Genomic DNA, 24,438 nt, shown 5'->3' with positions numbered 1-24,438 from the left:
TATTCCTTTCTGATAACTGTATAGCTAAGAGCCAGCTATCCTTTCTATATGTTTCGCATGTTATTTAAAAATAATATAACATTTTCGAAATATTTTGTAAACTTTCATTTCCTATGGACACTGATTTTTCACAAATCGTATTGCCGTCTGAAGAATGAAAAAAATCCTCTGCATGCTGCACCATACAGCATAAGCAGAGGATTCTGAAATTTCAATATTCTATCAAACCAATCCCTGTTATCTTTCCTCTCGGAAGTAGGAAAGTCCCAGACTTTCCGGAGGCTGATTTTCTTTTTTCTTTCGGAAGCTTACTACAACCAGTACGATAATGGTAACCACATAAGGAACCATCTGGATCAGGTCTGTGACATAGCTTGCAACCTTGATTCCAAGAATACTTGGAAGGAACTGATACAGCCAGTAGAGCATACCAAAAAGATACGCACCCCAGATACAGTTCAGAGGTTTCCAGGTGGTAAATATAACCAGTGCAACAGCCAGCCAGCCAAGAGCTTCTATCTGTCCCGTTGTCGCCCAGATGCCCTGATTATAATCCAGAACGTAATATAATCCGCCGATTCCGGAAAGGCCGGCACCAATACAGGTTGCCAGATATTTATATTTGGTTACATTGATTCCGGCTGCGTCTGCAGTTCCCGGATTTTCACCTACAGCCCGAAGATTCAGACCTACTCTTGTTTTGTTCAGCACGTAATGCAGCACAACAGCAATGATGATTGCCACATATACCAGAAAACCATAGGCAAAAACAGTTTTACTCACAATTCCCAGCTTACTGGACAGGAATGGAATCTTCTTGGAAAAAGAAGCGTATGCCAGCGGTGCTGCAGTGTAGCTTGCACCATTTAAAATAAATACACCAAAGAAATTAGCAACACCCATACCGAATGTGGTAAGTGCAAGACCGGTTACATTCTGGTTTGCACGAAGGGTAATGGTAAGGAAGCTGAAAATCAGCCCTCCCAGCATGGAGGCTGCAATTGCTGCCACAAGCGCCAGGATCACACATATCCAACCCTTTGGATCTGCTGAATTTTTCTCGTAAAAATAGGAGCTGGCGAAGCCAGCAAAGCCGCCAAGATACATAATTCCCGGAACACCAAGATTCAGGTTTCCGGATTTCTCAGTGGTGATCTCGCCCATGGAACCAAACATGATAATTGTTCCAAATGGAATTGCCCTGATGATCCACGCAATCAGATTACTCATTTAGTGCACCTCCTTTTTGGAACCACGGAAAATCATTTTATAGTTGATGAAGAATTCACTTCCAAGGATAAAGAACAGAATCACGCCTTCAATAATACTTGCTGCATAATCGTTCAGGCTGTATGCAGAAGCAATCTCTGCTGCACCTTTGGAAAGGAAGATCAGCAGGAAGGAGATCAGAGCCATATAAAACGTATTAAACTTTGCAAGCCATGCTACAATAATGGCGGTGAATCCGTTTCCGCCTGCGGATGTGGTGGAAATAGTCTGGTCTCTTCCTGCTACGATCAGGAAACCAACCAGACCGCAGATAGCACCGGAAATGATCATGGTACGGATGGTTACCCATTTAACATTAATTCCGGCATATCTTGCTGTGTTCTCAGATTCTCCTACTACGGTAATCTCATAGCCCTGTTTAGAATATTTCAGATAGAAGAACATGACAAACATGAGAATCATTACAATGAGAATGTTAATATTATATCTCTGTCCCATAAACTGCGGGAACCATCCAACCTGTGTAGACATGTTCAGCTTACCAAGGCTGGAAGCCTTTCCTCGAAGGATATTGGTCATGCATGCAACAATACTGGTTGCCACATAATTCATCATAAGGGTAAAAAGTGTCTCATTTGTATTCCAGTACGCCTTGAATACTGCCGGAATAAAACCCCAGAGACCTCCGGCAATCACGCTGGTAAGGAACATCACCAGAAAAAGCACCGGGGTAGGAAGGCTGGCACCACATTTTACCATAACCATAGCTGTGGCAAGGCCTCCCATCAGCACCTGTCCCTCTGCGCCAATGTTCCAGAAGCGCATTTTAAACGCAGGAGCAAGGGCAATACCAATGCAGAGAAGGGTTACCAGATCTCGCATTGCCCAGGAAAAACGGATGCTTGTCATAAAGGTACCATTTAACATAACACCATATACAGATAATGGATTCAGGCCTGTTACACTATAAATAAAAATCGCGTCTACTACAAGCGCCAGAATAATGGCAGCCGCACGAACCCATACCTTGTACCCAAAGCTGCTTCTGTCACGCTTAATAATTCGGATCAAGGGTTCTTTAGTTTTTGTGTCACTCATTTATTTTCCCTCCTTCCGAAGATTTGTCATAAGAAGTCCAACTTCTTCTTTCGTAGTCGTTCTGGCATCCAGAATACCATTCTCTTTACCGCCGCAAAGTACCAGAATACGGTCACACAGATCAATGAGAACGTCCAGATCCTCACCTACATAGACTACGGCAACCCCCTCTTTCTTCTCTTCATCCAGAAGATTATAGATGGTATAAGAGGTATTGATATCAAGGCCTCGCACTGCATAGGCAGTCATCAGTACAGTAGGTGCTTCTGCAATCTCACGGCCTACCAGAACCTTCTGTACATTTCCTCCGGAAAGACGGGATACCGGAGTATTCAGGCTTGGAGTCACAACTTCAAGCTCTTCCTTAACCTTCTCTGCCATTTTCTTCGGGGTACGCATATCTGTAAGCGGGGATGCACCCTTTCCATAGCTTTTCAGAAGCATATTTCCGGTCATACCCATAGAACCTACAAGTCCCATTCCCAGACGGTCTTCCGGCACAAATGCAAGGTGAACACCTGCATCACGGATTTTCTTCGGTGTTTTTCCAACCAACTGAAGGGGCTGATTTTCTTTTCCTCTTTCGTAAAACTCAATACTGCTGCCCTGGCCTGTAATCTGAAGTCCTGCAATGGCTTCCAGAAGCTCTTTCTGTCCATTTCCGGAAATTCCGGCAATTCCCAGGATTTCACCGCCATAAACGTCAAAGCTTACATCATCCAGCACCTTAATGTCCTCCCGGTTATAGACGGTCAGATGGGAAACAGAAAGTCGTTTCACCGGATTTACAGGTGCGGAACGGGCAATATTCAGTTCCACCTTCTTGCCTACCATCATCTCTGTGAGAGAATTTTCAGTGGCCTCGCAGGTATCTACGGTACCTATGTACTCTCCTTTTCTCAGAATGGCAACGCGGTCGGAAATCTCCAGAACCTCGTGAAGCTTATGGGTAATAATGATAACGGATTTATTATCTGCCTTCATATTTCGGATAACCTCAAACAGACGGGCTGTCTCCTGAGGTGTCAGTACTGCTGTCGGCTCATCCAGGATCAGAATGTTTGCACCTCTGTAAAGAACCTTTACAATTTCCAGAGTCTGTTTCTGGGATACGCTCATCTCGTAAACCTTCTGATTCAGGTCCAGATCAAAGTGGTACCTGTCACAGATAGCCTGTGCTTTTTTACGAACTTCTTTCAGATCAAATTTCTGTTTTTTATCAAGACCAAGCGCAATATTCTCAGTGGCACTGAAGACGTCGATCAGTTTAAAGTGCTGGTGAATCATACCGATTCCCAGATCGTAGGCATCTTTCGGAGAGCGGATTTCCACTTTCCTACCGTCTATCATGATCTCGCCGGAATCTGGAAAATAAATACCGGAGATCATATTCATAAGAGTGGTCTTGCCACTTCCATTTTCTCCCAGAAGGGAGAGAATCTCACCTTTTTTTACGTCAAGGTTGACATTTTTGTTGGCAACAACTTTTCCAAATGTTTTGGTAACATTTTTTAATTGAATGGCATATTCCAAAGTGTTGTGCCTCCCTTCCCGTTTTATAATCAAGGCAAAACAAGCTCTTCTGGTTTTGCCTATCTTTGAAGCGTTCGCCAAAATCCCACATCCGCGTGGATTTTAACTTTCCCGCTTACGAAACAAAAGGGAAGCCTTTTTACAGCTCCCCTTTTGGATTTCATGTAATTCGATAACTGTTCAGGTTTCTTCCCAGCTACCTGCTCCGCGATGCACAGAAAGCATGCTTCGCAGGATTTCGCATTACTGCTTATTCAACAGCGTCTGCGTCCTCTGTGATTCCATCAATACGAAGTGTAAAGTATGGAGCGCTTCTGAATGTGGACTCTGCAAAGTGTCCATCCTCGATAGCCTCAACAGTCTCGCCCTGATATACAACAGTTGCAGGATCAGTTGTGTAATCCATGAAGGAAAGGTCAACCGGTGCAGAAGTAACTTCCTCGCCGCCTACAGTAAATGTAGAGGTATCAAACACCTGAAGAGAACCGTCTTTCAGTTTGCCCTCGATGTCAGCAACGTAATCTGCAGTTCCTTCTGCACAGGACTCACCAAGTTCTGTGATTCCTACTGCATCGTCATTATATCCTGCGGACCAGTCCTGCTCAAGGTCACCACCGCCCATTACGGTTGCAATTGCATGTTTGTAGTATACTGCCCAGTTATTGGTAGCAGAGGTAAGTGCTGCTGTAGGAGCAGTCTCAAGCATATCAATATTGTAGCCTACAGAGTAGCAGATCTTGCCATCATCGTGAAGCTTCTGTGTAGCTGCAGGAGCACCTGTAGAGTCTGCATGCTGTCCAATGATCACACAGCCGTTTGCAATAAGTGCCTCAGCTGCTGCACCCTCTTTGTCAATATCAAACCAGGAGTTTGTGTACTTAACTTCCATTACAACGTTCGGAACAACGCTCTTAATACCAAGGTAGAATGCGGTATAACCGGAAACAACCTCAGCATAGCTGAATGCTCCAACATAACCAACCTTTACATTGCCGTCTGCATCAAAGCTGTCTGGCTGTGTCTCTGTAGTAAGAGTACCATCCTCAAGAATCTCTTTCAGCTTCAGACCAGCTACAACACCGGATACATAGCGGGATTCATAGATGTTGGTGAATGCATTCTTGAAATTCTCGCATCCGCTGATTGCTGCAAAATCACCTGTCATGGAAACGAATGTTACATCCGGGTATTCCTGAGCAGCCTGTACCAGATAAGTCTGATGTCCATAGCTGTTACCGATTACCAGGGAGCATCCCTGTCCAACAAGGTCGATTGCTGCATCGTAGCAGCTGGAGTCTTCCGGAACTTTGTATTTCCAGATGATCTGGCTGTCGTCAAGGCCCAGCTCTTTAGCTGCTTCCTTAACACCGGCGATATGAGCTGCAGAATATCCTTCTGTCTCATCACCTACAAGAATAACTCCCATCTTGAAGTTCGGATCAGCTTCAACGCTGTCCTCGTCAGCGGCATAAACAACAGAAGCGAAGGCGGTCATTGTAAGCACCATCACTGCTGCAAGAAGAAGGCTGACTACTTTTCTACACATTTTTTTCATTTTACTTCCTCCTTGATATTTTTATTTGCCTGAGACTTTCCCCCTCTATGTAAGAAAAATCTTAAACGTTACAGTTATTTTATTTTTTTTCTAATTAAATGTCAACCATTTATATATAATTCAAAAAATATTTTTGAACAAATGATAATTTTTTTGTAAAAATATTTTTACGCGTTCTTCATAATCTTACTTTATCATTTTTCTTATTAGCCACGCGGAAAGCTCTTGGCGTTACCCCATATCTTTCCTTGAATACACGGTGAAAATAACTGTTGTTCTCATATCCCACTGCTGCAATGATATCGCTGATGGGAAGGTCTGTATCACACATCAGTTCCACAGCCTTGCTAAGACGTTTCCGCTGAAGCAGCTCCTTAAAATTAAAGCCTGTTGTTTTTTTTATCATTTTGCTTAATACATGCATGGGAAGGTGAAGCATATCGCATAGCTCAGTCAAGGTGGCCGTGCGGTATTTCTGCTCAATATAATCCAGAGTCGTCATGGATATCATGTTCTCGTACTGATTTGGAAGGCGCATTTCCACATACTGTACAGAGTCCATAAGGTAAAGAAAAATAAGTCCCATGGTAGTCTGATTGATTTTATTCTGGTTGCCCCTTCCTGTTACAAGGGAATAAATAATATTTTCCAGAAGATTCTGGATCTGCAGCACCTCAGATACCTTAAAATGAAGATATTCTCCCTGCTGGTTATCCCGGCGCAGTACATTCACCAGAAAATCTGCCAGAACATTATTATTTCCTGCCATTGAATATGCCACATCAAAAAACTCCGGCAATACCATAAAATTTATGGCAATGTCACTCCTGCCAGCTGCAAGAATCTCATGATGGGTAAACTGATTCAGAAAAAGCAGTTCCCCTTTTCGCACAATAACCTGTTTGCCATCTATAATATTCGTAAGAGTTCCCTCGCATACGTAGAGTACTTCCACATAATTATGGCGGTGAAGGGGAAAATGAACAAACCTGGTATGGGTGCGGATTGCGATCAGCTTTCCTTCCTCCAGCATCTTATTGCTGTCAATGGTAAAATCGCTTCCAGACGTGTAAAGATCCCTGTCCACTTCTGCTTCTCCGTTCAGGATTCTTCTCTCTTCTTCTGTAATTTCACGAAGCTGCTCCAAGAGTTCTCTCTGCACTGCACATACCTCCTGCTGCATGATTTCTGTTTTTCTAATTATATACACAAAAAGAAGTTAGTGTCAAAACCTCTTTTCACACTAACTTCTTCCGCTATTTTTAATCTCTATTTTTTCTTTTTCAGGACCCTTGTTGCCAGCGGCTGCATAATCTCATCCGCCGCGCCGTAGATCACTTCATATTCTGCTGGAACTGGAACTGCCTTGGTTTCTCTTGCATAGTTCTGGATAAACAGATATTCATTTTCCTGATTTTCACGTAAGGTGACAGAAACCTCTGCCGGTACGAATCCCAGCGGTGCCTGAATGCCAGCTTCCTTTGCTGCCTTTCCGTAGAAATCACTGTAGAAAGCCTGTTCCATATCTGCGCCAACGTAATATACGTGACCTTTTCCATATGCTTTATGTGTCACTACAGGAGCTCCCGCATAGAAGTCATCGCCATAGCGCATAAGCACTTCTGCGTCAGAAACCTTTACCAGCTCACAAAGGTTCTTGCAAGTGTAGGTGCCGCTGATTTCCAGATGATTGCCCGGTTCTGAAATTCCATGGTTCTCTTCCCAGTCATAAAGAGCATCGATCTCCGTAGTACGAAGACCGGCTGCCTCCATAAGCCCGTATGGTGTTCCTCCAAGGAAGCACTTGTCTGTACCATCCACAAGGCCGGTCCAGTAAGTGATCACCAGGGTTCCGCCATTTTCTGCATATGCTCTTAATCTTTCTTCGTAACCATCTTTGAACATATAAGCCATTGGCGCTGCCACGATCTTATAGCTGGAAAGCTCATGCTCCATAGAGATCACATCCACATTCAGTCCCTGTTCCCGCAGGGCGCGGTACTGCTTCTGTACCGCTTCTGTGTAGAACATGTTCTCATTCCGCGGTCCCTGTGCATCCTGGATTGCCCAGTTATTTTCTCTGTCATAAAGGACTGCTGCCGGAGACTTCATCTGGCTGCCGCAGACTTCCTTCAGTGTCTCCAGAGCCTCTCCAACCTCTGTCACTTCTTTAAACACGCGGGTATCCTCTCCGCCATAGTGGTCGATCACTGCGCCGTGGAATTTTTCAGAAGCCCCCTGGCTCTGATGCAGCTGGAAGTATAAAACGCTGTCGGAGCCGTGAGCTACTGCCTGAAGAGAGGCAGCCAGCATCATTCCCGGCTTTTTCAGCTTATTGATGGGCTTCCAGTTTGTGGCAGATGGGCAGGACTCCATGAGAAGAAATGGCTGATTCTTAATGCTCCTCATCAGATCATGCTGCATACCTGCATCAATGGCAGTGAAAAATTCCTCTTTCTTATGCCAGCTTGGATAGTTGTCCCAGGATACCACATCCAGAACATCGCGGAACTTCTTGCAATCAAGACCGTTGTAATCATACATCAGATTGGCTGTTACCGGCAGTTCAGAACCACCTTCACGGATTGCAGCAACCTCTCCTTTGATGAAATCAATGGTGCGGTCTGTAACGAACCGGTTCCAGTCAAGCTTCAATGCATGAAGCTCGTTCTCCCCCTTTGGGGAAGGGGCTTCAATCTGATCGAAGCTATTGTAAATATGGCTCCAGAATGTGGTGCACCAGCTGGAATTCAGCTTCTCAATGGTTCCATATTTTTCTTTCAGCCATTCCCGGAATTTCTGCTGACAAAGAGGGCAATAGCATTCTCCGCCAAACTCATTGGAAATGTGCCACAGAATCACACCAGGATGACTGCCCAGTCTCTGGGAAAGCAGCTTGTCCATATCGTGAACCTTCTGACGATATACCGGAGATGTATAGCAATGATTATGTCTTCCTCCGAAAAATCTTCTGGTGCGGTCCGGATCCATGCGAAGGACCTCCGGATACTTATCGGCCATCCACTTTGGCCTTGCGCCTGACGGTGTTGCCAGGATCGTGGAAATTCCCTCTTTATATAAATTGTCAATAATCTCTTCCAGCCAGCCCAGATTGTACTTTCCTTCTTCTGGTTCCAGTACTGCCCAGGAAAAGATTCCTACAGATACTGTATTAATATGGGCTTTTTTGAAATATTCAATGTCTTTTTTCAGAATGTCCGGGCGGTCAAGCCACTGCTCCGGATTGTAATCACCACCATGCAGCATACGGCCATATTCTATTTTTCTTGCCATCTCAATCTCCTTTTTGTTGCCATGATAAGAGTATTTTTGTTACTGACCACGGAGTGAGCAGTAACGTATTTTTTCTCAGATTCCCTTAAATACAAATGAAAACTCCATAGGCTTACTTGTATCCAGCAGATATTCTTCCTGGGTTCTTGCTCCCCAGCTGTCGTCTCCGGCAATTCCCATCTGGCCTTTTGCCACGCGCACTACTGTATAATGAATCTGGGGCAGCTCATATGGATGCATTGCATTTTCCATCTCATGAGGTGTGTATGGCAGGGCAGAGAACATCATTGGGCCATTTTCTTTATCCATCTCAAAAAGCATTCCTCTGCCTTTCCGGTCTGTGATTTTCGCCCATCTGACCTCTTCCTTGGCACCGCATTCCTGTGGAACCATATATCTTGCCACATTATCTTTTACCATATTGTCGTAGATTCCAAGCTTTGCACCTTTCTTACGGTCTGCATAGGTCTCAGCTTCTCCAAGTCCATACCAGGATACGTGGTCATAATCTGCATTAAACTTGAAAATCACACCAAATTCCGGCATATCGCCAAGCTCCTTCACCGGATCATAGGAAAGTGTGGTACGAACTCTTCCATCTCCGAAAACTTCATAAGCAAGTGTACACTCAGCTGCCGGAATAGTTGGAAGAAAATAGGTATAGGATACCTTTACGGAATGCTCTTTTTCCTCTACCTTTGGTACATTTCCAGGTCCATATGCCGCTCCGCGGTAATCCTTATGGTTTACATACATGCTGGCAAGCTTCCACTGTCCATATCGCATTGCCATCAGATTTCCACAGTCATTGTCTGTTGGTGCACGCCAGAAATTAGGCTTCGGAATTGCCTCGATCATTTCTTTTCCTGCATATTTATAGGAAACAAGACCACCGTTCAATACGGAGAAAAGCACCTCAAATTCCGCTCCGCGCACGCCAATATTATGGGTACTGTGAATTACCTCCAGATGCTCTGTGCAAGGTTTCACAGCTGCTTCCACCTGGTAAACATACTGTCCAAAGGCAACCTCATGACCTGCTTTCGCCCATGGCATATCCTCTTTCAAATGGAAAGAAACAGTTACCGTGTACTCGCCGGCTTTTTCCTCCTTCTTAAATGGAAGAGCATATTCCACCTGGCTCAAAGGAGCCACTGCTGTATCCAGTACTTCTGTACGAATTACGTTTCCATCCTTCTGAAGAGTTACTCTGCATTCAAATGTGTCCGTATTTACAAACAGATTTTTGTTGATCACATTCACGGAATCAGCACTTACCTGTGCGGTAATATTCTGATAATTAAATTTCACTTCCTGCATCTTCGGAGACGCATCACGATTTCCACCATATGCAATTCCATTTCCACTGAAATTATAATCAGTAGGACGCTCGCCAAAATCTCCGCCATATGCCTGGAACTCTTTTCCATAACGGTCTTTTTTGTAAATAGACTGATCGATATAATCCCAGATAAAGCCACCCTGATATTTCGGCTCTGTATCTGTCAGATCTGTATATTTATGCATGGCACCGCAGGAATTTCCCATGGCATGGGTATACTCACAGCAGATAAAGGGCTTGGAATCATCTTTTGCAAGAAACTCTTTAATTGCTTCCACAGATGGATACATCTGGCTTTCCATATCGCTGGTAGCGTTATATCTGCGGTCATGGCAGACACCTTCATAATGTACCAGACGGGTAGGATCTGCATTTCTAAAGAGCTGGGACATTTCAAAAATATCCTTACCACCGAAGGACTCATTTCCACAGGACCAGATCAGGATTGCCGGATGGTTCTTATCTCTCTGATACATGGAATTGGCGCGGTCTAACATCATAGACTGCCATTCCGGCTTATCATGGGGAACCACGTAAGTATAGTCTTTCGTAAATTCCGCTGTATCCCAGGAGCCGTGACTTTCCAGGTTGGTCTCATCGATCATGTAAATTCCAAACTCATCACAAAGCTGGTAGATCAGAGAAGCATCCGGATAATGACAGGTACGGATAGCATTGATATTGTTCTGCTTCATGATGGTCAGATCCTTGCGTAGCTCTGCTTCGGATACACATCTTCCTGTTATGGAACTGAATTCATGACGGTTCACACCTTTAAATACAATTCGTTTTCCATTTAAAGTCATAATTCCGTCTTTCATTTCAAATCGGCGGAAACCGACTTTCTGAGGGATCACTTCCTGAAGAATACCATTCTCATCGAAAACCTCCATGATCAAATCGTAGAGCTGAGGATCTTCTGCACTCCAGAGAATCGGATTCTCCACTGTCCAGCTAAATGTATCAGCAACACCTTTCTGAACGGTTCTGCCAGCAGCTTCAGTGGCTGCATCTTTTCCGTTCCGGTCACTTCCTGTACTTGCTGCATTTTCGCCTAAGCTCTTATTTTCCTCCAATATGGTCTGTCCTTTTTGGGACAGAACAATATGTACGTTTCCCTTTCCCCAGGTGCTGGTCTTAACTTCAAACCGGGCTTTCTTAAGACTCGCATCCGGGATTGCACGGATCTGGAGATCATACACATGCACATCCGGTACTGTATAAAGATAAACCTCCCGGTAAATTCCGGAGAAGCGATAGAAATCCTGGTCCTCGCACCAGCTGCTGGCTGTCCACTTGAACACCTGAGCTGCCAGCTTATTTTCCCCTTCTTTCACATAATCGGTGAGTTCAAATTCTGACGGGGTAAAAGAATCTTCACTATATCCTACAAACTGGCCATTCAGCCAGAGAGCGATTCCACTTTCTGCACCCTGGAAGGAAATAAAAAGACGTTTTCCTTTCATCTGTTCCGGCACTGTGAAATATTTCACATAGCTTGCCACAGGATTAAAATGCTCCGGAATCTCCCCTGGGTGAATATCCTCGTGTCCTTCCCATGGATACTGCACATTGGCATACTGAGGTGCATCGTAGCCCTCCATCTGGATATGGGCCGGCACACGGATGTCATCCCAGTCTTTGCAGGAATAATCTTCTCTCTCGAAGCCTTTTATGGTATTTCCGTAATTGCGGGCATAATGGAATTTCCAGATTCCATTTAAACTGTGGCGGTAAGAAGTCTCACCTGCGGAAGCCTCTTCCACGTTTGCATAAGTGATATGATCGGAGTGAGCCTCCATTCTTCCGTCTTTAAAATACTCGGGATTCTTAACTAATGAATAATCAAATTCCTTCATATGTAGTCCTTTCTCGATACTGTTCACTAGTAACAACAGTAACCCTCTCTCTAAACGTTGCGGGCAATATTTTCCAGATGCCCTGTACTGGTTTTACTATAGTAATATAAACTTTCTATTTCCATGGAATTTTTACAGAACAATATATAAAAATCGTCCATAGATTGCGTATCCATGTTCAGAAAAAAGGGCGCCGCAAATAAATCGCAGCACCCTTAGATTTTCAAACTTATTTCACCGCACCGGTGATACCTTCTGCAAACTGCTTCTGCAGAACGAAGAATACAACCATGGTCGGAATGGAACAGAATAATACGCCGCACATCAGCATACCGTAATCAGTTACATAGCCTGTGATCAGGTTGGCGATCAGCATTGGCATTGTGATGGCTTTGTTATCTGTCATAATTACCTTCGGCCACAGGTATGCATTCCAGGCATTCATAAAGGTAATAACAGCGGCTGCCGCGTAGGTGGATTTCATGGTTGGAATAAACATCTGGAAAAAGATTCTCACTTCGCTTAAGCCGTCAATTCGTGCTGCTTCGATAATGTCTACTGGAAAAGCTCTTGCATTCTGTCGGAACATCATGATCATAAATGGTGTGGAAATGATCGGAAGGATAAATCCGATGGATGTATTCAGAAGCTTCGCTTTTGAGAACATCTTAAACAACGGAACCATAGTAGCAACCTGAGGAACCATCATGGCAAGAAGGAGAATGGAAAACAATTTGTCTTTTCCTTTGTCATGATATACTTCGAATCCGTATCCGGCGATGGAACAGATCAGAAGGCAGATCACTGTAGTCAGGATTGCATAGAAGAAGGAGTTTCCAAGTGCTCTCCAAAGTGGCTGCTGGGATGTCAGGTTCTTAAAGTTCTCCATGAAATAGCTTCCCGGAATAATACGTCCGCGTGATACATCCGTGGAAGTATTCGTAGCTGCTGAAATCATCCAGTATAGCGGAAAAACGGAGAAAAATGATACAATGATCAGAAAAATGTATGTAGGAATCAATCTTCTCTGGATTGCGGATTTGTTTTTCTTAGTCACGAGTATCACCTACTTTCAAGTTGATAAATGCCAGAACCGCTACCATAATAAAGATAATAAAGGACATTGCTGCTGCATATCCGAAGTTCGGCACGTTGACAAAACAGGTATTATAAACATAATGTGACATTGTGATGGTTGAGTTTGCAGGACCACCCTTTGTCAGGTTCATGGACTCATCAAACAGCTGTAAGGTACCGTTGATGGACATGATGAAGGTCATGATAATAGTGGGCTTCAGAAGCGGTACTGTGATCTTCCAGAAGGTTTTCCATCCGTTTGCACCATCGATCTTCGCTGCCTCATAAACAGAATATTCGATGTTCTGAAGTCCTGCCAGATAGAATACCATGTTGTATCCGGTCCATCTCCAGATCAGGGCGATGATAATAACAATCTTTGCGCTGGTGGAGTTTCCAAGGAAATTATATCCTGTGGAGAGAATTCCCATTTTCATCAGAACACTGTTGATCAGACCGTCTGTTGCAAACATGGAACGGAAGATCAGAGAATAGGAAACCAGGGAAGTTGCACATGGAAGAAATACACATGTACGGAAAAAGCCTTTGAACTTCAGGTCTTTGTTGTTCAGAAGCTGTGCAAGCAGAATCGCAAGAATCAGCATGATCGGAACCTGAATGATCAGATACAGGAATGTGTTGCCAATGGACTGCTGGAACACTTTATCTGCAAGGATACGTTTGTAGTTACTGAAGATTGGATCTGCAAAACGCATATTTGCGCCGGCACCTGTCTGCAGGGAAATGATAAATGCCCGAATCATTGGATAAAAGCTCATGATGGCGATCATGATAGAAGCTGGTGCCAGGAATATCCATCCGGCAGCTTTCTGCTTCGTAGCCAGTGTCATACCTTTTTTCTTGGAATTCACAGGAACTCCTCCTTTCAAGCCTATATATACTGCAACTTTTCCATCCAACAGCTGTACCAGTGAGCAAAATATTTTTATGTGACTTCCTTTTGCTCAGCCGTACAACTGTTAGATAGGCGCCTGTATGGAGTAACAGGCATTTTCTTTGAACAGAAAACGGAGGACTACTTAGCAGTCCCCCGCCTCCTAATAATTAATTCCTATTTAATTTCAATTACTTGCCCCGGAAAGGATTACTCAGTCATCTTGAATGCCAGTGTATCCTGTGCTTCCTGAAGAGCGTCTTCCTTAGCTGTTCCGTTTACGATATTAACAACAGCTGTGTTTACGCACTCTCTTGCCTCATAGTGATATGGAGTCTTTGTGAACTCCGGAATATGAGAAGAGTACTCTACGATTGTTGAGAAAATCGGCTGTCCGCCAAAGAACTCGTTTGGCTCGTTGTAAACATCAGACTCACCAGCTGGCAGATAGCAGGAAATAGCACCTGTCTCAGGAAGAATTGCATCATAGAAGTCTGTGCTGGAGCCAAATGTGCTTGCAAGGAAGTCCTCAGCAAGCTCTACGTTCTTGCAGTTAGAGGTAATATACCAGGAAGATCCACCGTTGTTTGCATAATTTGTAGCTGTGTCAACACCGTCAACCTTAGGCATTGTGGTGATTCCCCATAAGCCTTTCTGATCCTCAGTGGACATCAGAGTAGCTGTGATCCAGTTACCATTTACAATACCAACAGCCTCACCGCTTGTGATGGTTGCAATGTACTCATCCCAGTTGTTTACAAGCTTCACAACGTCGTTCTGAACCAGCTCTGTGTAAAGATCGATACATTTCTCAGCGGTCTCATTGCCAACAATGTAAGCTTCGCCGTCTTCGTTAACGAAGTTCGCACCACAGGACTGGATCATCATCATAAGGGTATCTCCGCCTGTTGCTTCGCTTGTAAGAAGGTATTTGCCGGTCTTCTCGTGAATATCTTTACCGATTTCTTCGAATTTGGACCATGTGATGTCTGTAAGGTCATCCAGTGTATATCCTGCTTCTTCAAGGATATCGGTACGGTAGCAGGCGATAACAGCACCGTTATCAAATGGAACACCGTAATGTGTATCATCTACCATGGAATAGGACTGTTTCAGAGCTCCGAAATCATCCCAGTTAATATTCATATCTTTCAGATCTGTGAAAGCATCCGGATAAGCTTTCAGGAATTTCTGATAGCTGTTATCCTGCATAAGAACGATATCCGGAAGTGTGCTGTAATCACCAGCATTAGCTGCTGTAGTAAGCTTGGTCTGGCAGTCATCAGAAGATGTCTCGATGATATCTACTGAAAAGCCTTCATGATCTGCTGCATACTGGTCAGCTGCGATCTGCATGGACTTGATATTGAAGTTCTGGTCCCATGCCCATACGGTTAATGTGTTGTCGTTGTCCTCTGCTGATACAACTGTTGCTCCTGCTGCCATGGAAGCTACCATTGCACCTGTAAGTAATACGGTAAGTACTTTTTTCTTCATAGAAATATCCTCCCTTAAAATTGTTTCTCTGTATTTCTTATGAATGTATTATACCATCCGCATATGGGGTGATGTATGCAATACCGCCCATATAATGTGCATTTTCAACCATTATGCTCGTTTTTTTCTTTTTCATGTTTCGTTCATTTTTTCACAATTTTTCGTCATGTTCACGAAGCGTGTGTTTTTTTTCACTAATGTACACATGTTTTATTTGATTTTCTGTACTTTTTCACAAACTTTATATGTATATTTTGTGAACTATTCACATTCTTTTATTTTACTTCTATGCAAAAAAGACTTTCTGAGGATACCTGGTTTTCAGGGTATGTAGCATTTCTTCTGTAAGATCCAGAAGTAATTTGATCTTACGTCCGTCTTCCTTAATGATCATTGTGTAATAGGGAGTATCTTCTTCATAGGAAGTATAATCGTACTTCTTTAAGTGCTCTGTTCCACCGTTCTTTTTGTACTTGGCCACTGAATCATGCCAGTGAGGGGCTACCACCTCCAGCTGCCGGAGATCCAGCTCATGGGCTGTCTTACGGTATTTGTTTCCATAAATCACATCTATGGTAAGCTGTTCATTTTCCATTATGTATTCATAATCCCGCTGGCAAAAGATCCCGTAAATAAAATAAAGACCTGCCAGGCAAAAACCAGCCAGCATAAAGGCCTGGGATATGGTAATTCCCATAACCACAAACACTACGGCAAAAAATACCATGGTCTTTTTTAATGCTCCGGAAAGCTTTTTTTTCTTTCTGGTCACCTGTTCTACTATTTTATAATCGTACATTCTACCATCCCTCCTCTGAATGAATATCAAATTTCAAGAGCTGCTGTTCGTAATTTTCCGGGCGTTTCCGCCACTCTGCCGGCGACATTCCCATCAGCTGGCGAAAGTTCCGGTTAAATGTGGAATTGGTTGTAAAACCGCATTTGTAGGCAATATCTGCGATAGACTCATCTGTCTTTTTCAGGATCTCGCAGGCAGTCTGAATCCTTACTTTGTTAATATATTCCAGAGGGCTCATGTGCATATAGGAGGTAAACACCCTGCGAAAATGAGTCTCACTGATATGACAGGCTTTTGCCAGATCACCAATTCGGATATCCTCCATATAACATTGTGAAATATAGTCGATGGCCCTGGAGATCATATTGGTGATCTTTCCTTTTTCCTCAATATTTTCTTCAGCAGAGGAACGGTTCATTCTTGCCACTTCCGCAAGCAGTGCCAATAATATCCCATTTGCTTCTTCCAGGTAAAACTCATCACTGGCACGCATGATTTCCAGTATCTTGATTATTTTGTTGGAAAGGCTTTTATATTCTGATTCTTTCAGGCAAAGTGCTTTTGAATAAATACGCTGGATCATTTTTTCTGCCCTGAGGGGCGTTCCTGCTGCCACCTGAAGAAAACCTTCCACATCGATAAACAGATATTCCCATTTGCTGATATTTCCCACATCGCTGGTGGTCGTATGGGGAAAGTTTGGTGGAATAATGGTAAATTCCCGCCCTGCAAAACGTACAGGCTCTTCTCCTAACACCAGCTCTCCTTCGCCACTGTAGCAGAAACCGATCTCCAGATAGTTATGAAAGTGAAGGTAATCCACATCCCTTCCATAATTCTGCACCCACTTTTCACCAAGAAGTGCCAGAATGGGGATTCCATCCTGCATCTGGTAATAGCGGAATTCCATTTTCATTTTTCGTTTTTTCGCCATGTAGTCTCCTATAACAAAATTAAAAATATAGTTTTTTTTATCATACCACACTTTCCTTGTAAAAAGGGAATTTTTCTGCTATTCTCTTTTTAGATAAACGCAAAAAGGAGGATACTTATGTCCCAAACCCAGATTTTATTATATAATTTTAAAGATGAGGATCGTCTTCACCAGATCCGTAGATATTTGAACCGACACAGAATCTCTGTCCGCATGGTACAGCAGCCAGAGTACCTGGAAAGTCTCGGATTTCTCTTCGAGATTCCTGGGTTTTCTAAGAATCCGGTATTTAACCTTGGAAAAAATTTTCAGGAAGAAATGATGGTGCTGAAGGATTTTTCCAGTGAGCAGCTGGATGAATTTCTGGCTTTCTTTAAGGAAAATGGCCTGCTGCCAGTGAACTTAAAAGCTATGCTTACACCGGTTACGGTTCACTGGGATTCTTTGAAGCTGCATGATGAGCTTATGAAAGAACATACAGAGATGTATTCACACAAATAAGCCAAATCAAGATCTGCTTCCTTGTCTGGATGAAGGCGCCGCAGCGGGCTACGGCAACCGAATTTGGGCAAAATGTACCGCAAAATGTGCGTGCAGATTGCGGGAATAATTTTTCAGACACACTTTAGAGCGTATCTGAAAATCCAGGACGCGAAAAGGCCCTGCACTCGGCAGGGCCTTTTCTTTATTAACATCTAATCTTAAACGGTCTGATTAGTACAGTTTAGCCATCTCTTCAATGTTGTCTGGGTTGAACTCAAGTGGAGCACCAAGAACTACTTCTGTACCACCGTCATCAGCTGTTGTGATTGTGTAGTCACCAAGGTCACCAGCTGTGAAGGTTTCATCAGCAGCACCTGTGATCTCGTCGTTGATCAGAGCGATTGTTGTCAGAGCGGAAAGTTTTCCAAGGCCCTGCATATCCCACAGATAGAAGTATGGGCAGGAATGCTCATCATCAGCACCTGTGTACTCAAGCATCTCAGATGGAAGTCCAAGACCTGTCAGTTTGCAAGCAGATCCATTGTCCTGAAGGTATTTAGCAGCTGCAGCGATACCAACTGTTGTAGGTGCGCAGATAACTTTCAGATCCGGATATTTCTCAAGAAGAGCTGCTGTCTGGTCTGTGGATTTCTGTGGCTCGTCATCGCCGTATGCAACTTCTACAAGCTCAAGTTTGGAATATTTGTCATCCTCTTCCATAATCTTCTTCATAGCGTCGATCCATGCGTTCTGGTTTGCAGCCTGGGAAGTAGCGGAAAGAATCGCAAACTGTCCCTCTCCACCGGAGATATCAAGGCAAGCATCAAGAAGAGCCTGTCCTACAGCAACTGTACCAGCCTGGTTGATGAAAATCTGACGGCTGTCCGGGTTTGTAGCAGAGTCGAAGCAGGAGATCTTGATTCCTTCATCCATAGCTTCCTGTAATTTTGCCTGAAGTGCGTTAACATCGTTTGCAGAGATGCAAATTGCATCGTAGTCCTGAGAGATCAGGTTGTCAAGAACTTTGATCTGAGCATCTGCTGTAGCTGCCTCTGGGTAAACAGTATCAACGGTAGCGCCCTCTGCTTCAGCTGTCTCTACGAAGGATTTTGCAGCGATTTCGAAGAATGCGTTACCAGCTGATTTACCAACCAGTGCGATTTTCTTTCCGTCAGCTGAACCAGCCATAGCCGGAACTGCGGATCCAAGGATCATTGCTCCACAAAGAAGTGCGCTTACGATTTTTTTGTTCATGTTTTTTTCCTCCCATGGAATAATATAGTTTTTGGTAACGGTTCAGCATTCCACCATCAGTGAAACAGCCGACAGTTACAGTTTTTATTTGCAACTGCTCCGCCTTCTGCGAAGCAGTTTACAAGCTTATAAAAAATATGAGTTAGTTGTTAAGGAATTTTATTTTGCTGTTTTTGCTTTTTTCTGAATTTCTTTAATGATATTTGGAAGTGCAACTGCACCGATCAGAAGAACACCAATGATCAGCAGGATAACCTGCGGATGGATATTTCTCTGTCCAAGACCAACACGAAGGCAGACGATGATAAATGCGGAAATCAGACCGCCGGCGATATTACCTTTACCACCTGTGGAGGAGATTCCTCCGAATACTGCCATTGCGATGGCATCCATTTCAAATCCGTTACCGGTTGTGGTATTTGCACCGAATGAGGAAGACATCAGGAACAGTGCACACAGTCCGGAGATGGTTCCCATCAGAGTGTAGATCACGAAACGGATCTTCTGTACATGGATTCCGGAGTAGTAAGCTGCAAGACGGTTGGTACCGATTGCATATACTCTGCGTCCGAAGGTACATTTTCCAAGGATAACTGCTGCAATGATTCCAAGGATCAGAACCAGGAAAAGAATGTAAGGAACACGTCCTACTTTTCCGCCAAGTGCAGCAAAGCCTTCTGTGTTTGTTACGGAAATACTTCCGCCGCTTCCAAGAACGATTTCTGCAATACCTCTGAAAATGATCTGGGTTGCAAGTGTTACGATCATTGGAGGCAGTTCTTCAAATCTGGTAAGGACAAATGCGTTTACAGCACCGCAAAGGGATCCAACCAGAAGTGTGGCAAGGATTACCACGATGAATGGAGCTCCTGTGTTTGCCACAATACAAGCCATTGTTGCGGAGAGACACACGATAGATCCAACGGAAATATCAATCTCACCAAGTACCAGAATGTATGCCATCGGCAGCATCAAGAAGATTTCTGCCAGATAAACAGGCATCTGACGGAGCAGACTCTTCAGATTATAGAACTCGGAAAAGTTTGCACAGAAAATATTTACTGCAATAAACAGGAGTACCAGAATGCCTTCCCAGCTGAAGATTATCTGTTTCACAGGGCTTTTCGGCACGTTGTTAATACTTCTTCCAGATTTTCCAGCCATGATTACATCTCCCTTCCCTTTAATGCATTTTTGTCAGCTGTACGCTGTAAAACAATGTTTACAACAACGACTACAAGAATGATAACACCCTTGATGGTATTCAGCCACAGCTGATCGAAGAATGGGATCAGCGGAAGTGCTTTTGCGATGGTTGCAAGGATCAGGGATCCAAGAAGAGCACCAAGTACTGTACCACGTCCACCACTCATGCTTACACCACCGATAACGCAGGCTGCGATAACGTCCATCTCACCGCCCTGCTGCATATCAGGCATTGCAGAAGCGTAAATGGAAACCTGAAGGGCTCCGCCAAGACCGGCAAGAAGACCCATGATAGTGTAAACAAGAAGCTTAATATTCTTTACATTAATACCGGAAACCTCAGCTGCACTTGGGTTACTTCCTACTGCGTAGATTCTTCTTCCCAGTGTAGTCCATTTCATGAATACGAAGAAGATTACATAGCAAAGGATGATCACCCAGATAACAAGGCTCATTCCCAGGAATTTTGTTGTTGCAAAATCTTTAAATTTACCAAGAGCTGCTGCACTTGCCCACTCACCGTTGTGGGAAACCAGGTATCCCATTGCACGGTAGATGTACATGAAGCCCATTGTTGCAATGATCGGAGGAACATCCGCTCTGGAGATCACAAGGCCTACCAGGAAACCACATGCGATTCCGATTGCCAGTGCGATCACAAATGCCAGGAAAGTACTGGAAATGTGCTCATATTTTAAAAGCATACCAATTGACATACCAGTCAGTGCCAGAGTAGACATGATGGAAATATCAATTCCGCCTACCAGCATAACACACAGCATACCAAGTGACATTACCATTGTTACAGCATTGTTTTTCAACATATCCGTCAGAGACTTGAATGTAAGGAATGACGGGCTGATGATTGTGATTACTACGAAAAGCAGAACCAGGATCACTGCAAGCAGTGCTTCACGGGAACCTGTCAGCTTTTTCATGAAAGATTTCTTTTCCATTATTTAGCTGCCCCCTTTCCTGTTGTACCCTTCTCCATAGCCAGCTCAAGGATCATCTCCTGGGTTGCCTCTCCTCTTCCAAGCTCTCCTGTCTTACGTCCGTTGCACATTACAACGATTCGGTCAGACATTCCAAGGATTTCAGGCATTTCAGAGGAAATCAGGATAATTGCGTAACCCTTCTTTGCAAGATCACCCATGATCGCATAAATCTCAGCCTTGGCACCAACGTCAACACCTTTCGTCGGCTCATCCATGATAACAACCTTCATCTCCTGGCTAAGAGCCTTGGCAACTACAACCTTCTGCTGGTTACCACCGGACAGAGAGCTTGCAGGCTGGAAAATATCAACAGCCTTTGTATCAACCTCTTCCAGAAGTCTCTTGGAAAGATCTCTTTCTGTCTTCTCGTCATTGAAGCCGTTCTTCGCATATTTGCTGATAGTCGGAAGTGTTACGTTTCTTCCAAGTCCCCAGCTCATGATCAGACCTTCCTTCTGACGATCCTCCGGAAGAAGGATAATTCCTTCTTTCATTGCGTCAGATGGCTGTTTGATATGTACTTCTTTTCCCTCCAGATAAACCTTACCTTCATCTGGATTTGTGATTCCACAGACGCTCTCTACAACTTCTGTACGTCCTGCACCAACCAGACCTGTAAGACCTACGATCTCGCCAGCGCGTACATTGAAGGAAACATCTTTGAAATATCCGGTACGGGATAAGTGCTCGATACGAAGCATCTCATCACCAATCTTAACCTCCGGTTTCGGGAACAGATCCTTGATCTCACGGCCAACCATGGCTTTAATCAGGTCTGCATTGGTGATTCCGTCTACATCATAGGTACCAATATACTGAGAGTCACGGAAAACAGTAACTCTGCTTGCCAGGCGGTACATATCCTCAAAACGATGGGAAATGAAGATAATGGAAACGCCTTTTTCTTTCAACTGATCTACGATTCTGTAAAGCTCCTCGGATTCTCTCTTTGTAAGAGAAGCGGTAGGCTCATCCAGGATAACAATCTTTGCATTTGTGGACAATGCCTTTGCGATCTCAACCATCTGCTGCTGGGCAACACTTAAGGTTCCCATTTCTGCTGTGGAATCGAAATCTGCATTCAGCTGCTTCAGAAGCTTGTTTGCCTCCTCGTTCATGGCCTTCCACTGGATCATGTGATTCTTCTTGATCTCATGTCCCATAAAAATATTTTCAGCCACTGTTAAATGTGGATAGGATGTGGGGTGCTGGTAAACAGCTGCAATTCCTGCTTCCTGTGCATCCTTCGGACCTTTGAAATCCACTTTTTCTCCAAACAGGTACATTTCGCCTTCTTCTGCTTTATGTACACCGGTAATTACTTTAATGAAGGTAGATTTACCTGCACCGTTTTCGCCCATCAGTGCGTGAACTTCGCCAGGTTTTAACTGGAACTGTACATTGTTCAGTGCTTTAACGCCGGGGAAAATTTTCGTAATGCCTTTTAATTCAAGAACATATTCAGACACGGCTTTTTCTCCTCCCTTTCTTGATCTGTTATTATTCTACCACCTGTGCACTTTGTTTGAAAATGGGAAAATATTTTGAAACAGGGTAAAATATTTTCCACTTAATGGGTAAAATTTTCCACTGATCTTAAAATATTCCACAAAGCAAGGTGCTTTTACTCTCGTATTTTAGATATAATTGTGGTATGATGAGTGTGGCACTTTTTATCAATTTGTTTTTATAAACTTACAGCAAACTGTTCATTTTTTCACAGTTACTGTTATTTCACTAAGCATGGGACTCCTGTAGTTTCCAGAGTCCCTATAACGGAGATTCATTATGAAATTACTGATCGTAGACGACGAAGAGCTTACCCGCACCGGTGTAATTTCTTCCATCGACTGGCAATCCATCGGAATCCGGGAGGTGCTTCAGGCAGATGATGGAATAAACGGAATTGAAGTGGCCAGAGTACACAGACCGGACATTGTGCTATGCGATGTACGTATGCCCCGTCTGGATGGAATCGCAATGCTGGAGCAGCTGGAAGAAATCCTTCCTGATATTGTTCCTGTTTTTATGAGCGGATATTCGGATAAAGAATATCTAAAGGCTGCCATCAAGCTAAAAGCCGTCAATTATATAGAAAAGCCTCTGAACCCTGTGGAAATCCGGGATGCCATTGTGGAAGCCCGTGATCTTTGCCTGGAAAAAAAACGTACCCGGCAAAATGCGTCCATCCATTCCATGGAAAGCGCTTCCCGCCTGGCTCTTCTTCTCACCCAGCCTTTCGCCCATGCGAAGGAAAGTATTGACCAGCTCATAGATGAGCTGTCTCTATCCATCAGCAATACCACTCCCTTTACTGCAATCGTGCTTAAGACCGATACCGAGGAGGAGTTTCCTCTTTCAGAAGCAAACGCCATATTTCTGTCCGTCCGGGAATTTTTAAAAACCTTCCATATAGATTGTATTTTTGCAGAAAAGCGTGTACAGTATATGGTTTACTTTTTGTTTGGTTCCTCTCCTGGAGCAGCCGTTCGAAAAAGCATTGAAGAATTTTTCTGTAGTCTGTATTCCCGCTGCACCAGATTCTGCATCGCAGCCGGAGATACTGTTACAGGCATTTCCAAAGCTTATCAGTCCTATACTTCTGCTGTTATTTCCCTGCAGAGCAGCTTCTTTTTCCCCACAGGTACCTTTCTGTCTCCTTTTTATCAGGCACCTGTTTCTGAAACAGCAGCAGAGCTTTCTGCCAGTCCGGAGAATGAATTTCTCACTCTTCTCACTGAAAAAAATAAGGAAAAAGCAAAAGCTTTCCTTGACAATCTGTTCCTGTATTATAACCAGAATCAGAATGTTCTGCCTAACCAGGCCAAGGATCTCTATTACAAATTATTCCGTGCTTTGGATAATGCTGCACGTCAGCTGAAGCTAACCTTATCCGATACCCAGGAAAATTTAATAGACACATTGGAGAAGATTTTTTCCTATAATGAGATGCACCAGAAGCTGGTAAAAAAGACAGAAATTTTTTTCCAGACAGCAGCCAGCACAGAAGAAGAAAATTCTACTATTTTTCTGATCAAGGATTACATTGGACAGAAATATATGAACGAGACCTTATCTGTGAAAGATATCAGTGATCATGTATTTTTATCAACCTCGTATGTGTGTACCTTCTTCAAAAATGAGACCGGTCAGACTTTAAATCAGTACCTCACAGAGTACAGAATGGAAAAGGCCAAGCAGCTGCTGTCTGACCCCAGGTATAAAATTACAGATATTTCCTCGCGGGTGGGATACAGTGACGGGAATTATTTCGGTAAAAGTTTTAAGAAGTATACAGGTTTTTCTCCTTCTGAATATCGAGAGAAAATGAGTTAGTTTTCTGCAACACATAAAAAATTTTATATATTTCAAAACACCTATATA

The 24,438-nt window shown here is 43.7% G+C and carries 18 protein-coding genes; 2 read left to right on the top strand and 16 right to left on the bottom strand.

Going from position 1 to position 24,438, the window contains the following annotated elements:
- Positions 1-237: 237 nt before the first annotated feature.
- The 12 genes from I4V84_RS08350 to I4V84_RS08295 form a co-directional block, all read right to left on the bottom strand.
- Positions 238-1,230: an ABC transporter permease gene (locus I4V84_RS08350; protein WP_195991581.1), complete on the bottom strand. Its 993-nt coding sequence runs from the start codon at positions 1,228-1,230 to the stop codon at positions 238-240.
- The gene (locus I4V84_RS08345) at positions 1,231-2,328 is read right to left on the bottom strand and encodes an ABC transporter permease (protein WP_148461205.1); all 1,098 of its coding nucleotides are present in this window, start codon (positions 2,326-2,328) and stop codon (positions 1,231-1,233) included.
- Positions 2,329-3,861, bottom strand: a complete 1,533-nt coding sequence (locus tag I4V84_RS08340; protein ID WP_173770676.1) for an ABC transporter ATP-binding protein — start codon at positions 3,859-3,861, stop codon at positions 2,329-2,331.
- Positions 3,862-4,111: 250 nt separating this feature from the next.
- On the bottom strand, positions 4,112-5,416 hold the full coding sequence (locus I4V84_RS08335; RefSeq protein WP_195991579.1) for a BMP family ABC transporter substrate-binding protein: 1,305 nt from the start codon (positions 5,414-5,416) through the stop codon (positions 4,112-4,114).
- 178 nt (positions 5,417-5,594) lie between these two features.
- Positions 5,595-6,578 (bottom strand): AraC family transcriptional regulator, encoded by a 984-nt coding sequence (locus I4V84_RS08330; protein ID WP_195391735.1) that lies wholly within the window; start codon positions 6,576-6,578, stop codon positions 5,595-5,597.
- A 107-nt stretch (positions 6,579-6,685) separates the two neighbouring features.
- Complete coding sequence (locus I4V84_RS08325; RefSeq protein WP_195991577.1) at positions 6,686-8,710, bottom strand: beta-galactosidase; 2,025 nt, start codon at positions 8,708-8,710, stop codon at positions 6,686-6,688.
- Positions 8,711-8,785: 75 nt separating this feature from the next.
- Entirely contained in the window at positions 8,786-11,911 is a 3,126-nt protein-coding gene (locus I4V84_RS08320; RefSeq protein WP_195991576.1) for a glycoside hydrolase family 2 TIM barrel-domain containing protein, read from the bottom strand.
- Between the two features lie 229 nt (positions 11,912-12,140).
- Entirely contained in the window at positions 12,141-12,869 is a 729-nt protein-coding gene (locus I4V84_RS08315) for a carbohydrate ABC transporter permease (RefSeq protein ID WP_243243594.1), read from the bottom strand.
- Positions 12,870-12,960: 91 nt separating this feature from the next.
- Complete coding sequence (locus I4V84_RS08310; protein WP_178733535.1) at positions 12,961-13,860, bottom strand: sugar ABC transporter permease; 900 nt, start codon at positions 13,858-13,860, stop codon at positions 12,961-12,963.
- Positions 13,861-14,093: 233 nt separating this feature from the next.
- Positions 14,094-15,380: an extracellular solute-binding protein gene (locus I4V84_RS08305; RefSeq protein ID WP_178733532.1), complete on the bottom strand. Its 1,287-nt coding sequence runs from the start codon at positions 15,378-15,380 to the stop codon at positions 14,094-14,096.
- A 286-nt stretch (positions 15,381-15,666) separates the two neighbouring features.
- Positions 15,667-16,179 carry a hypothetical protein gene (locus tag I4V84_RS08300; RefSeq protein ID WP_178733530.1) on the bottom strand — a complete coding sequence of 171 codons (513 nt, stop codon included), beginning with the start codon at positions 16,177-16,179 and terminating at the stop codon, positions 15,667-15,669.
- 1 nt (position 16,180) lies between these two features.
- Entirely contained in the window at positions 16,181-17,113 is a 933-nt protein-coding gene (locus I4V84_RS08295) for an AraC family transcriptional regulator (protein WP_118577738.1), read from the bottom strand.
- A gap of 117 nt (positions 17,114-17,230) precedes the next feature.
- On the opposite strand from I4V84_RS08295, the gene I4V84_RS08290 reads away from it, so the two are divergent.
- Positions 17,231-17,614, top strand: a complete 384-nt coding sequence (locus I4V84_RS08290; protein WP_118577739.1) for a DUF3783 domain-containing protein — start codon at positions 17,231-17,233, stop codon at positions 17,612-17,614.
- 213 nt (positions 17,615-17,827) lie between these two features.
- Here I4V84_RS08290 and I4V84_RS08285 read toward each other — a convergent pair whose 3' ends face one another.
- From I4V84_RS08285 to I4V84_RS08270, 4 genes are all read right to left on the bottom strand, one after another.
- Positions 17,828-18,850, bottom strand: coding sequence for a substrate-binding domain-containing protein (locus tag I4V84_RS08285; protein ID WP_195991575.1), 1,023 nt, complete (start codon positions 18,848-18,850; stop codon positions 17,828-17,830).
- Positions 18,851-19,009: 159 nt separating this feature from the next.
- Positions 19,010-20,014 (bottom strand): ABC transporter permease, encoded by a 1,005-nt coding sequence (locus I4V84_RS08280; protein WP_195991574.1) that lies wholly within the window; start codon positions 20,012-20,014, stop codon positions 19,010-19,012.
- A gap of 2 nt (positions 20,015-20,016) precedes the next feature.
- Entirely contained in the window at positions 20,017-21,012 is a 996-nt protein-coding gene (locus I4V84_RS08275; RefSeq protein WP_195991573.1) for an ABC transporter permease, read from the bottom strand.
- Positions 21,012-22,523, bottom strand: coding sequence for a sugar ABC transporter ATP-binding protein (locus I4V84_RS08270; protein WP_118577743.1), 1,512 nt, complete (start codon positions 22,521-22,523; stop codon positions 21,012-21,014). Before I4V84_RS08270 ends, I4V84_RS08275 begins: the two co-directional genes overlap by 1 nt.
- Positions 22,524-22,842: 319 nt before the next feature.
- On the opposite strand from I4V84_RS08270, the gene I4V84_RS08265 reads away from it, so the two are divergent.
- Positions 22,843-24,390: a response regulator gene (locus I4V84_RS08265; protein ID WP_187565036.1), complete on the top strand. Its 1,548-nt coding sequence runs from the start codon at positions 22,843-22,845 to the stop codon at positions 24,388-24,390.
- Positions 24,391-24,438 lie beyond the last annotated feature (48 nt).

The organism is Ruminococcus sp. 1001713B170207_170306_F1, from assembly GCF_015668065.1.
Lineage (GTDB): Bacteria > Bacillota > Clostridia > Lachnospirales > Lachnospiraceae > Blautia_A > Blautia_A faecis.
This window is presented reverse-complemented; position numbering and strand designations above follow the sequence as displayed.

Excerpts from the sequence above, each read along its gene's own strand:
- I4V84_RS08345 (WP_148461205.1), bottom strand. The coding sequence starts at position 2,328 with ATGAGTGACACAAAAACTAAAGAACCCTTGATCCGAATTATTAAGCGT.
- I4V84_RS08305 (WP_178733532.1), bottom strand. The coding sequence starts at position 15,380 with ATGAAGAAAAAAGTACTTACCGTATTACTTACAGGTGCAATGGTAGCT.
- I4V84_RS08295 (WP_118577738.1), bottom strand. The coding sequence starts at position 17,113 with ATGGCGAAAAAACGAAAAATGAAAATGGAATTCCGCTATTACCAGATG.
- I4V84_RS08265 (WP_187565036.1), top strand. The coding sequence starts at position 22,843 with ATGAAATTACTGATCGTAGACGACGAAGAGCTTACCCGCACCGGTGTA.
- I4V84_RS08335 (WP_195991579.1), bottom strand. The coding sequence starts at position 5,416 with ATGAAAAAAATGTGTAGAAAAGTAGTCAGCCTTCTTCTTGCAGCAGTG.
- I4V84_RS08285 (WP_195991575.1), bottom strand. The coding sequence starts at position 18,850 with ATGAACAAAAAAATCGTAAGCGCACTTCTTTGTGGAGCAATGATCCTT.
- I4V84_RS08300 (WP_178733530.1), bottom strand. The coding sequence starts at position 16,179 with ATGTACGATTATAAAATAGTAGAACAGGTGACCAGAAAGAAAAAAAAG.
- I4V84_RS08350 (WP_195991581.1), bottom strand. The coding sequence starts at position 1,230 with ATGAGTAATCTGATTGCGTGGATCATCAGGGCAATTCCATTTGGAACA.
- I4V84_RS08280 (WP_195991574.1), bottom strand. The coding sequence starts at position 20,014 with ATGGCTGGAAAATCTGGAAGAAGTATTAACAACGTGCCGAAAAGCCCT.
- I4V84_RS08315 (WP_243243594.1), bottom strand. The coding sequence starts at position 12,869 with ATGATTTCAGCAGCTACGAATACTTCCACGGATGTATCACGCGGACGT.
- I4V84_RS08325 (WP_195991577.1), bottom strand. The coding sequence starts at position 8,710 with ATGGCAAGAAAAATAGAATATGGCCGTATGCTGCATGGTGGTGATTAC.
- I4V84_RS08320 (WP_195991576.1), bottom strand. The coding sequence starts at position 11,911 with ATGAAGGAATTTGATTATTCATTAGTTAAGAATCCCGAGTATTTTAAA.
- I4V84_RS08275 (WP_195991573.1), bottom strand. The coding sequence starts at position 21,012 with ATGGAAAAGAAATCTTTCATGAAAAAGCTGACAGGTTCCCGTGAAGCA.
- I4V84_RS08290 (WP_118577739.1), top strand. The coding sequence starts at position 17,231 with ATGTCCCAAACCCAGATTTTATTATATAATTTTAAAGATGAGGATCGT.